5 protein-coding genes and 2 pseudogenes are annotated in these 11,485 nt (G+C 60.6%); all 7 read right to left on the bottom strand.

What is annotated here, in order from left to right:
• Nucleotide 1 precedes the first annotated feature (1 nt).
• Nucleotides 2-2,401, bottom strand: a complete 2,400-nt coding sequence (locus OMP40_RS25425) for a glycosyl hydrolase family 95 catalytic domain-containing protein (RefSeq protein ID WP_277538025.1) — start codon at nt 2,399-2,401, stop codon at nt 2-4.
• A gap of 164 nt (nt 2,402-2,565) precedes the next feature.
• Entirely contained in the window at nt 2,566-4,245 is a 1,680-nt protein-coding gene (locus tag OMP40_RS25420) for an extracellular solute-binding protein (RefSeq protein WP_420872041.1), read from the bottom strand.
• Between the two features lie 95 nt (nt 4,246-4,340).
• Nucleotides 4,341-5,249 carry a carbohydrate ABC transporter permease gene (locus tag OMP40_RS25415; protein ID WP_277535562.1) on the bottom strand — a complete coding sequence of 303 codons (909 nt, stop codon included), beginning with the start codon at nt 5,247-5,249 and terminating at the stop codon, nt 4,341-4,343.
• A 15-nt stretch (nt 5,250-5,264) separates the two neighbouring features.
• Nucleotides 5,265-6,243, bottom strand: a pseudogene (locus OMP40_RS25410) (ABC transporter permease).
• A gap of 330 nt (nt 6,244-6,573) precedes the next feature.
• Nucleotides 6,574-8,871 carry an AraC family transcriptional regulator gene (locus OMP40_RS25405; protein ID WP_277535560.1) on the bottom strand — a complete coding sequence of 766 codons (2,298 nt, stop codon included), beginning with the start codon at nt 8,869-8,871 and terminating at the stop codon, nt 6,574-6,576.
• A gap of 103 nt (nt 8,872-8,974) precedes the next feature.
• Nucleotides 8,975-9,190: a glycoside hydrolase family 95-like protein gene (locus tag OMP40_RS40410; RefSeq protein ID WP_338131326.1), complete on the bottom strand. Its 216-nt coding sequence runs from the start codon at nt 9,188-9,190 to the stop codon at nt 8,975-8,977.
• A 116-nt stretch (nt 9,191-9,306) separates the two neighbouring features.
• Nucleotides 9,307-11,226, bottom strand: a pseudogene (locus OMP40_RS42290) (glycosyl hydrolase family 95 catalytic domain-containing protein); the annotation flags it as partial.
• Between the last annotated feature and the right edge of the window lie 259 nt (nt 11,227-11,485).

The following is an 11,485-nucleotide window of genomic DNA, read 5'->3' as shown; positions in this document are numbered from 1 at the left end:
ATCAGCTCCTAATCGAATGATGGCTTCCATCTTGAACCGGCACAAGCCGCAGCGCCGTTCCCGCCGGCATGTCGAACGCCAGAAGCGCGCCGTTCGCCCGCTCGGCTGCGCCGTCCCGCAGAACGGCCGCATCGGCCGTCCACGGATTGTAGATTTGAAGGGGAGCGCCGGCCTCGCTGAAGATGTCGATCCAACTTACCTGGCCGTTCTCGAGCGAAGCGCTTACGAGAAAACCGCCCGCCGCCCGCAGCGTCGAGAACGAAGCCGGCAGGTGCTTGGGCCAATTGGGAAACAGCCGCAAAACGCCGTTATAACTCTGCAGCAGACACTCGTTGATGACGGCCGGCAGCGCGAAATTTTCAAACCAGATCCCCATCTGCCCCATATAGTCGAAAGGCGTCGTATCCGAATAGCGGCCGCCCGCCTCCAGGAGCTTGTCGGTGCAGGTCCCGTTGGGCAGCATGCAGTATTCGATCTGTCGTTTGAACCGTTCGAGATCGAGCAGGCCCAGACGGGCGCCGGCCATCGCGAAAAACACCAGGTCGTTGCCGCCTTCGTTGCGATGGTTGAGGTAGCTGTTCGCCGCGATCGCATAGTCGTCCGGCGGCGAATGCAAGCCGTGGTCCTCGCCGGGAAATACCGTAGCGACGCCGTTCGGCACGTTGTACACGACCTCCGGATCCTCACCCGGGACCGAGACGAAAACGGTGCCGCGCGCCGACTCCGCGGTCGGATAGTCCGGAAAATGCGACAGCACCTCCTCTACCTCCGCGAGCAGTTCCGCCTCCTCTTGCGTCCGCCCTAGCGCTGCGCAAGCTTGCCCGAATGCGCGGTACAAGAACTTCGTCAGCGTCAGATCGACGATACAATCCCGGTTCAAACGAAAGCCCGGCGTCAGCTCGTACAGCTCCGGGGCGACGGTCGGATAAACGTGATAGCGTTCGTCGCCCCAAGCTTCTCCCCGCGCGTCCGGACGTTTCATGTAATCGACCATGAACAGCGCGGCGTCGCGGATCGGACCGAACGCGCGTCCGGCGAGAAAATCGAGATCCATCGTGTACAGGTAATGCCACCACAGGCTTTGCACGGTCCATGGCGTCTCGCAAATTTCCCAGCCCCAATGCGGGACCGGATACGGCATCATCGTCATCTCGACCGGGTAAGCCGAATGCGGGTAATACGCGCCTCGCGACCCGTAATATTCGCTCGCCCACTTGCGGCTGACCGGTCCGATCCGTTCGACCATGTCCACGTAGGCAAGATGCTTGTCGACGTGGTTGCTGGAGAAAGCCAGCCAGAACGGCTGCTGCGTGTTGTAGTTCATATGATAGTCGCCGTGCCATTCGGAGCCGATCTTGCCGTAGCTCCAGTTGGCGAACAAGCCCGGACAAATGGCATCCGGCGAGACGGCGCAGTTGAAAAAGTACAAGTTGCGGTACCAGGTTCGCTCAAGAAAAGCGTCGCCGAGCGCCACGCCGGAGCGCGACCAGAAGCGCGACCAGCTGTCCGCCGCCTGCGCGAATGCACTTGCGAATCCGGCGTCGCCAGCCTGCTGCGCGGCATCCGGCTCCGGTACGTCGGCGTCGAATCCCTCGTCGAGCGCGACGCGCACCTCGAACCTGCCTTCCGCCTGAACCGGGTTCAGCAGTCCTTCCCAGGAGGAAACGCCTGCCTGCAGGACAGCCTTCGGTTCGAACGTCGCCGTCAGGCGGAAAGCGCGGTCGGTTGCCCTTCCGTCATCTTCCGGCTCCCCGCCGGTCGCGGCGGGCAAACGCTGGCGAAAAGCCATCAGACCCCGCTGCGCATCGATATAGGGTTCCGGAGCAGGCAGCTCTTGCGGCGTCCGTGGATCGGCGATCAGCTTGACGCGGTTGAAAACGATCTGTACGTCTTCCGGTCCGCCATCCGCCCTGAGCGCCAGTCGCAGCGCGTCCGAATCCTGCTCGACGAACGTCAAAAGCTGCATTTGCTTGCCGTCCGCGAGCAGATCGATCTCGCACATGCCGTCGTGGATGCGAAGCGTATGGCCGAGCACTTCGATCCGCCGGCGGTCGAAGCCGAGCAGCAGCGAGCCGCAGGGCATCGGGCGCGGATAAGGCCGGGCGTAGTTTTCTGCTGCCATCTCCACGTATTCGCGGTACCAGGGATCATCGGAAAGCGAGCCGTAGTGCGAGGGAATTTCCTTGAGCCTCGAGAAAAGACTCTCGAAAGTGCCGATCTTTTCTTTATTGTTTTCCGCGATGCGAATGTCCCACACGTTGTTATGTCCGAAGTGAATGACGATCGCGTCGGGCCGGGTCGTGACGACGGCGCCGAGCTTGCCGTTGCCGAGCAGCGCGCCCTCGAAAAACGTCGCGGCCGGACGGTCGTAGCGGATGCCGTGGGCGGCTGCCCTTTCCATGACGTTCAAGCGAAGCCCCCCCATTGCATGTTTCATGCTTTGCTTACGCGGTTTCACAAGCCCGCCTCCCCCTCGAATTCCTTTTTCGGGCATGACGAGCCAGACCTTCCGGCTTTAGGGCCAGAAGGCCTGTGCTGCGCGTTCCTATGCCGGCCGGCTCGTGCTTATTTCGCGGCCTTGTCGTACGCTTGCTGCAGGATTTCCAGGTAGCGGTCCAGCTTCAGGTCCTTCAAGCCTTTCACGTAGCTGTCCCAGTCTTTGTTCAGGTCGAGGTTGCCCGTGATGAATTGAAGCTCGCTGCGCTCGATGTAGTTCTTCAAGTTCGTTTGCAGGATGCTGGCTTCGTCGGTGAGCGTAGGATCGATCCACAGCGACCAGAGCGGGAACAGCTCCTTCGGCTCGTGGCCTTGATACTCGAGGGTCGCTTGGTACAGTCTGCGCTCATAGCCGGCCGAATCGTAGATGTCCGTCGCCGAGACGAAGCTGTCGCGGTATTCCTTCGGTTGGTAGAAGTGGGCGACGCCGCTCCAGCCCGCATTGCGCGGCGCTTCGCCTTCGGTCGCCGGAATCGGCTTGAATTGCGCCTTGATGCTCTCGTCCAGGGCCACGTCGTCCGGGCCCGGCTTCTCCCAGTCGATGCCTTCCATGCCGGATGCGCCGTTCGTCTGGCCTTCCGGCGTGAACATATAGTCGACCATTTTGATCAGCGCGACTTGCGCTTCTTTGCTGGCCTTGTTCGTGATGACGAACTTGGCGCCCGGGTCGACGCCGCCGCCGTCATGCGTCGCGAACGATGCGTGCGGACCGGTCAGCGGAGGCAGTGCGTCATAGTCGGCGGAGAAACGGTTGCCTTTGTCGATGTTGACGAAGATAGCGGGGTGCATGCCCGCGCCTGCGCCGAGAATTTGCGCGTCGCCGTTTTCGCCGATCTTCTTGAACGCTTCGGCGTTTTGCGTGAAGGCGCCCGGATCGATCAGCTTCTCGTCGTACAGCGACTTGATGTACGCGAGGCCTTCCTTCCATTCCGGCGTGACGGCGGCGGAGACGACCTTGCCGTCCTTCAGGTTCAGGTAGTTGCGGTCGTCGTCGTAGACGAAGCCGTTCATCAGGTAAGGCACGACGCGAACGCCGAAGTCTTCGATGGAACCGCTAAGCGGCACTTCGTCTTGCTTGCCGTTGCCGTTCGGGTCCTTCGTCTTGAACGCTTCGAGCATCGCTTTGAATTCTTCGGTCGTCTTCGGCGGCTCGATTCCGAGCTGCTTCATCCACTTGGTGTTGACCCACATCTTGTTCGGGTACGAGCAGTGGAAGCATTGCGTGTAGGATACGAGGCCGTAAATGTTGCCGTCCGGCGCCGTGATGTATTGCTTCAGGTCGGGATGCGCTTCCATCGCCGCCTTGATGTTCGGGCCGTATTGGTCGATCAGGTCGTTCAGCGGGACGATGACGCCCTGCTTGCCGTACTTGAGCAGATCGGCTTGCGAGAAATGATCGATGTAGGAAGGCAGGATGTAGGCGTCGGGATAGTCGCCGCTCGCGAGCGAGATCTGGCGTTTTTCCTTCGCGCCGTCGGACGGGTTAAGCTGCCAGTCGAACTTGATGTTGAATTTATCCTCGATAAACTTGGAAAATTTGTTCGTCGTAAGATCGATATTGGACTCCTGGATCGAGAATACCTTGATCGGCACCGGCGCGGCGGACGCCGAAGCGCTTCCCGATGCGGCGGCGGAAGAAGTCGAGGCGCCGCTAGACGAGGCGGGCGAATTTTCGTTTTTGGCGCAGGCCGCCAGTGCCATGCTGAGGGCGATGACGATCGCCAGCAGACTTACGATTCTCTTTTTCAATTGGGTCGCTCCCTTTTCTTGGATAGTTGCAGGCTAAGTTTGCGGCAGCGTGCTACATACGCATCCCCCCCTCTCACATTCGCCGCCGGACGGCGTTATCCCTTCACGGAGCCGACCAGCATGCCCTGTACGAAATACCGCTGCACGAACGGATAAATAATGAGCACGGGCAGCGTCGCCACCACGATCAGCGAATACTTGAGCAGCTCGGACAGCTGCTGCCGCTCGACCATTTTCATCGCGTCCATCATGCCGGAGCTGTTGTTCTGGATGATGATGCTGCGCAGCACGAGCTGCAGCGGGAACAGGTTCGCGGACTTCAGGTAGATCAGCGCGTCGAAGTAAGCATTCCACTGACCGACGGCATACATGAGCACCAGGACGGCAAGAATCGGCTTGGAGAGCGGGATGACGACGCTGCGCATGAAGCGCAGGTCGCTGCAGCCGTCGATCTCGGCGGCTTCGGCGAGTTCATCGGGTATCGAAGCTTGGAAAAACGTGCGGGCGATGATGACCTGCCACACCCAGATCGCGTTCGGGATGAGCAGCGCCCACCGGGTATCGATCAGATGCAGCGACTTGACGACCATGTAGGTCGGGATCAGGCCGCCGCTGAAAATCATCGTAAAGGTGACGATCATCATGAGGGCATTGCGTCCGAAAAACGTTTTGCGCGACAGCGGGTAGGCGATCATCACTGTCAGCGCGACGCTGATCAGCGTGCCGGCCGCCGTGTAGAAGATCGAATTGCCGTACCCGGTCAAGATGGCGGGCGTGTTGAACAGCGTCTCGAAGCCTTTGAAGGAAATGTCCACCGGCCACAGGAAGACGCGTCCGGACGTGACGGCGGCGGGGCTGCTGATCGAACTGCTGAGGATGTAAATGAGCGGATACAGGACGGCGATCAGAACGATCGTGAGGATCGTATAGACGACGGCCATGAACAGACGGTCCCCGGTCGATTCCCGGATGGCCGTTCGCTTGGTTGCGGCTTGTGCCTGCATGTTCGAATCTCCTTTCTACCAGATGCTGCTGTTCGTCAGGCGCTTGGCGATGCCGTTGACCAGGAGCAGCAGGACCAGATTAATGACCGAGTTGAATAGTCCGACCGCGGTGGCGAAGCTGTAGTTGGCGTTCAGCAGGCCGATGCTGTAGACATAGGTCGCGATGATTTCCGAGGTCGACTGATTCAGCGGATTTTGAAGCAGATACACCTTTTCGAAGCCGATCGCCATGACGTTGCCGACGTTCAGGATCAGAATGACGACGATCGTGGGCAGGATGCCCGGCAGATCGACATGAACGATCTTCTGGAACCTGGACGCGCCGTCTACCTTGGCCGCCTCGTACAGCGTCGGATCGATGCCCGCCAGCGCCGCCAGGTAGATGACCGCCGAGTAGCCGGCCGTCTGCCAGATGTCGGACCAGACGTAGATCGAACGGAACATGCCGGGCTCGCCGAGGAAGTTGATCGAATCGAAGCCCAGGTGGTTCAAGGCGACATTGGCGAAGCCGAGTCTCGGCGCCAGGAACAGCATGATGATCGACACCATGACGACCGTCGAGATAAAGTAAGGCGCGAACGTCACGAGCTGCACGATGCGCTTGAATCGCCCGCTGCGGATCTCGTTCAGCATGAGCGCGAGCAGAATCGGGATCGGGAAGCCCGCCAGCAGCAGGTAGCCGCTCAGCAGGATCGTATTGCGGATCAGGTCCCAGAAGATCGGGTTGTCGAAAAAGAGCTTGAAGTTCCGCATCCCGACCCAGGGACTTCCCCAGATGCCTTTAATGACGTTGTAATCTTTGAAGGCGAGCACGGCGTTTGCCATCGGGTAATACTTGAAAATCAAAAAAGAACAAAAGCGGCGGCAGCACGACCAGGTACAGCTGCCAATGTTTCTTGAAGCTTTTCCTGGCTTCGAGCGTCCGGCTCCTTTTCGTCCGCTTGCGGATCGGCTGCGGCTGCGCGTTGCCTTCCCATGCGATTTCTCCATCCATCTTGGACGATCCCCTCCTATCGTTCCCTAGCGCCGATTTGTCTTGGCAGCGCTTTCTACAGGTCCGATGATAGCGCATCCAAATCGCCCTTCGGTAGGTACAAATCGGTATTTCTACGTACCAAAAACCCGATTTCGGGGAGCCGATTCGCCTTAGAACGGCCCATTTTCCGCGACGGGACGCAGGGACGGCCCATTGGAGAAGGGTACGGTCGATCGGGACGCGCCGGAGCGGGAATTCGGCTTGGATAAGGCGCGTTTCGCTGCAAAGCGCAAAAAAAACGTCAAGGGAATCCCCCCTGACGTTCATTAAAAAAAAAGAAAAACAAAATCAATCGAAAGACTGCCTGTACGCGCTCGGCGATACGCCCGATACCCGCTTGAACGCCCGCCGGAACGAATGCGAGCTGTTGTAGCCGACCTTGTACGCGATCTCGTCGATCGTGACGCTCCGGTCCCGCAGCAGCTCGGCCGCGCGATCCATGCGGATTTTTTCCAGATAGTCGGACAAGTTGGTGCCGGTGACGTCCTTGAAAAGCTGCGAAATATATTTCTCCGGACGCTCCACCTGTTCGGCGACCTTGTTAAGCGTCAGCTCGGCATCCGAATACTTCTCGGCGATGTACTTCTTGATCTCCTCTACCGTCTTGTGATGCAGATCATTCTTCTTCGCGGCCACGACGCCGCACAGCGTGTCGGTGATTTGGCCGATCTCTTCGCGGACCGCCTCGAGCGAATCCGATTCCTGGATGGCGAGCGTCCGGTTTTTGACCGCTTCGAACGATTCGGCGGATTGAAACGTCTTCTGATCGAGCACTTTTAGCAGCGTTCCTTTTAATTCGCCGATCAGTTGCCGCTTCATGTCCGGGGATAGCTCGCGGCTCTCGGCGTTGCGCGCCAGCAGCTCCTCCACCATCCGCCGCGCCTCTTCCCGCTCCCCCGCCCGGATCGTGCCGATCAGCCGAAGCTCCGTTTCCAGCGGATAATAATAGGTCGCGCTCTCGGAGCGGATGTCGCGATGCCATAAAATGTCCTTGCGAACGGCATAATCCGCATACTCGAGCGTCTCCCGCGCCTGCTCGCACGAACGGCTGACCTCCAGCGCCGTGGCGAAACGCTCGCCGAACGCGGCGGTGACGGAAATTTTGTACTCGTCGAACAAGCGAACGGACAGCGGCCGCAGCAGACGCTCGATCTCGCGTTCCCCGGCTTCTTCTTCCGGCTGCTCGGGCGAACAGCCGAACAGCGCGGCCACCCGGTCCGAACCCAAATCCGTCATTTGCAGGTCGGGGAACAGATCCCGCAGATTCTGCTTGACGAGCAGGCGCGCGGCGTTCAATTCGTTCAAAATCTCGACTGTGTCGATGCCCGCGTACCCTTCGATACGCAGGATGCCGACCGCGCCCGACGCGAAGCCGAACCCAAGACCGGCTTGCTCCGCAGCGGCCTCGGCCTCGTCGCGCGTCTGGAATTCGCCCGCGAGCAGCCGCTTCAAATAGGCGTCCTGCACGAGCGGGAGCTGCCGGTCGAGCTCGCTTTGCAGCCATTTGTTGTTGGTCAGCATATTGGCGACGTTGCCATGCAAAAATTCGTAGGCATTGCCGAGCGTAGGCTGATCCTTGGCGAACTGGTCGCGAAAAACGCCGAGCAGCCGGTTGATCGGGGCGCTGTTCCGGTACGACAGGACGATGCCCGCCAGCAGCCCGACGACAAGCGCGATCGCCGTGACCGTCCAGCTGATGAATTTGATATGGTTCGCGTTTTCCATCAGTACGGCGCGTGGAATGCCCGCGCGATACGTCCATCCCGTCTTGTCCGACTGGATGGCGATAACGAGGTCGTCGCCGTAAAACTGGTTTTGGCGGTCCGCGCGCAGGCCGTCCGGTCCGTTCAGCTCGGCGATCTCCTTTTCCTCGATGCCCTGGCGGCTGATCGTCTTGCCTTCGCGGTCGCTGATGTACGTCCATCCGCCGTAGCGTTCCTTCACCCCCGCGAGCAGGCGCTGGATCGTCTTCTCGTCGATGATGACGACGACGGTCGCCGGCGAGACGTCGACGAAGCTGTCCAATGGAAGCGATTGCATATATGAAATGACGGACGTTTGCCCGTCGCCGTCCTCGAACGGGCTGAGCGGCAAAATCTCCCGGCTGTGCGGCTTGTTCAATATCGTATTGCGCCAGTCGTCCATCGTCATATTGCGATAATGCGCCGTCTCGTAATAATGCTCGGGACGGAAATAAGCGGACCCCGGCGTCAAAACGACGTTATAGTTGCGCAGATAAATGTAATAGTTGCGCAGAAAGTCATTGGTTTGTCCGAAAACCATCACATTCCGCAGTACGTTCCAAATGCTGTACAAATTGACGTCGCCGTCGCTCTTTTTCTCGTTCATCAGCACGAACAGATCCTGGTTCAGCGCGAGCTGCCGGGTGAACCCCTCGACCTCGGCCATTCTGCGCTCCAGCAGCTGCTGCGCATTCTGCAGCTGGGTGACGCCGTTCTCGATCGAGATCGTCTGCGTGACTTCGATCGATGTCCGGTAGGACATGTAACCCGCGATGCTGGGCAGGATCAGGATGACGAGATAGGAGAGCAGAAAGTTCCGGTAGATCCTCGAATGCTTCGGCAACGTCCGACCCCCCCTTTTCTAGTAGCACCATTATACACGAAAGACAACTACCGGTCCGCCATCGTCGGCAGCCCCGTAGTTGTCGCAGCTTTGCGTCCTATGATCAGGTTCGGTTCGCCGACGACGCGATCAGTTCGGCGTTCAGGTCTGCCGTCTCGCCGGCCCGCAGGTTCAAGCGTTTCTCGCGGTTCCCGTACCGCAGCGCAGCCCGCAGCGGAGAACCGGCGCGGATCGTCGCCTTCGTCAGCGCGCCGTCCGACCAGGCGAGGTCAACCTCGGCGTTGCCTCTCGCCTTTAGCCCCCCGGATGCTGCCGGTATGCCAGCTGGCGGGGAGCGCGGGCAGCAGATGAATGACGCCCCCCATGGCTTTGCATCAGCATCTCCGCGAAGGCGGACGTCCCGCCGAAGTTGCCGTCGGCGACGAATATGTTGCTCTCCGCTCCCGCGATGCCGGCCTTGGAGTAGGTCAGCAAATTGTCGAAGCAGAGCCGCCCGACGAGATAGGACAGCTGGCGCAGCGCCAGCTCCCCTTCGCCAAGCCGGGCGAAGCCGCCCGCGAACAGCGCGAGCGTGAACTCGACGTCCTCGAGCTCGGCCGCGTCCATCCGGTTGGCGAGCGTACGCTTCGCCGCTTCGGCCAGCTCCGGCGTGTCGCGCGGCGTCACTTGGGCGCCAGGGTAAAGCGCATGCAGATGCGATACGTGCCTGTGGTCCGGCTGCGCCTCGCCGTAGTCCTCCAGCCATTCTTGCAGTTGCCCGCCCGCGCCGATCTGCAGCGGCGGCAGCAGGCGAATCGCCTCGCGCAGCTTCAATCGGAAGTCTTCGTCCGTACCCAGCCGCTCGGCCGCGTCCAGGCAAAACGCGAACAGATCTCGCACGAGTACCTGATCGAGCGTGGCGCCCATCGACAGCGCGTAGCTGCGGTCGCGGCTTTCCCCGACGTAAAAGCTGTTTTCCGGCGAATTGGAAGGCCCGGTCACGAGCCGGCCGGTGTCCGGGTGGACGCTCATGTAGTCCAGGAAAAACAGCGCCGACTCCTTGAGCACCGGATACGCGGTCTTCCGCAGGAACGCTTCGTCAAGTCCGTATTCGTAATGAACGCGAAGCTGCTCGGCCAGCCACAGCCCGCCCGTCACGTTCAGCCCCCACGAATAATGCCAGCCCGGCGCGGTAAAGCCCCAAGCGTTGGAAAACACATGCGCTACCCATCCGGGCGCGCCGTAGAAGTCGCGAGCAGTCCGCCGCCCCGCTTCGGCCAAACGCTCCACGTAGCGCAGGAGCGGCATATGACATTCGGCCAGGTTGGCCGCCTCGGTCGGGAAGTAGTTCATCTCCGTGTTGATATCGAGATGATAATCGCAGCTCCAGGCCATGCGATTCGCCTCGCCGTCGTTCCAGATGCCCTGCAGGTGGAGCGGCAGCGCCGAATCCTCGCGCGAGCCGGCGATCGTCAGATAGCGTCCGTATTGGAAAAACAGCGCGAACAGGCCGGGATCGTCGCTTCCTTCGCGCAAACGGCTCATCCGCGCGTCGGTCGGCAGCCGAACGCCTTCCGGCGCCTCGCCAAGCGAGACGCCCACGCGGCCGAACAGCTTCCTGTAGTCCGCGATATGATCCTCGCGCACCTTCGCATACCCCTTCGCCGCCGCCCGTTCGACCGCAATCGCGCATTCGGCGCGCCAGTCCTCGCCCGCCCTGCCGTAATCCGTGCTTGCGGCGACGTAGATCCACGCCTCGTCCGCCCCTTCGACGACCAGCCGACCGCCTTGCGCCGTAATCCGCCCGCCGCGCGCAACGACCCGGACGCGTCCTTCGGCCCGCACGCCGCACTGTCCGTCGCTGTGCATCGTCTCGGTCGCCCGGCCGGAGAACGACAGGACGCCGGATGCGGCATCCGCCGACGAAGCGAAGCGGTCCGTGCGGCCCTCTAGCGCCAGCGCGAACGATACGCCGCCAGGCCCGGCGCTGGCCAGACTGCCTGCGATGACGCCGTCCGCATGGCTGGCCAGCGCTTCGCGGCGGATGCCGGTCCGATCCTCGCAGGCAAACGCGTACAGCGCCGTCTCCAGATCGAGCTCCCGCTTGAAGGCGCCGACGATCGCATCCGTGAACGTTACGATCAGATCGCACATCGGCATATTCGTGCCGAAATTCCCTTTTTCCGATTGGAGCAGCTCCGCGGCGCGTTCCTCGCCTGCGGCATAGTCGCCCCGCCAGAACGCGCCTCTGAGCGCTTCGAGATCGGCCTTGTTCCGCGGCGCGAACGGCGTCTCTTCCGGCTTGCCCGACCAATAGGTGACTTCGGTCAAGCTCCAAACCTCGCGCGCGGCGTCTCCGTAAATAACGGCGCCCATTTTTCCGTTGCCGAGCGGCAAGCCTTGCTTCCAGCCGTCCGCGCCCTTGTCGTACCACAGCTTCGTATCGCTCATATCCGTTCACCCTTCGCGTTTCGATCGCTTGCGCCGATGGCTTTGTTGCGATTTCATTTGTTTGATCGTCCGCAGTCAGCAGCGAACGCTTTTCATATCGTCATCGATATCGTACCATGAGAGGAGCGTTTCGTATTTGTTAGCGCATCCACTAATTTGACGATTCATCCGGTCATTTTCTAAC

This window comes from Cohnella rhizosphaerae (genome assembly GCF_029525575.1).
Lineage (GTDB): Bacteria > Bacillota > Bacilli > Paenibacillales > Paenibacillaceae > Cohnella > Cohnella rhizosphaerae.
Note: the sequence above shows the minus strand (reverse complement) of the source record. Positions and strands in the feature narration are given on the sequence as shown.

Coding starts and splice junctions, on each gene's coding strand:
- OMP40_RS25415 (WP_277535562.1), bottom strand. CDS start 5,249: ATGCAGGCACAAGCCGCAACCAAGCGAACGGCCATCCGGGAATCGACC.
- OMP40_RS25425 (WP_277538025.1), bottom strand. CDS start 2,401: ATGGAAAGGGCAGCCGCCCACGGCATCCGCTACGACCGTCCGGCCGCG.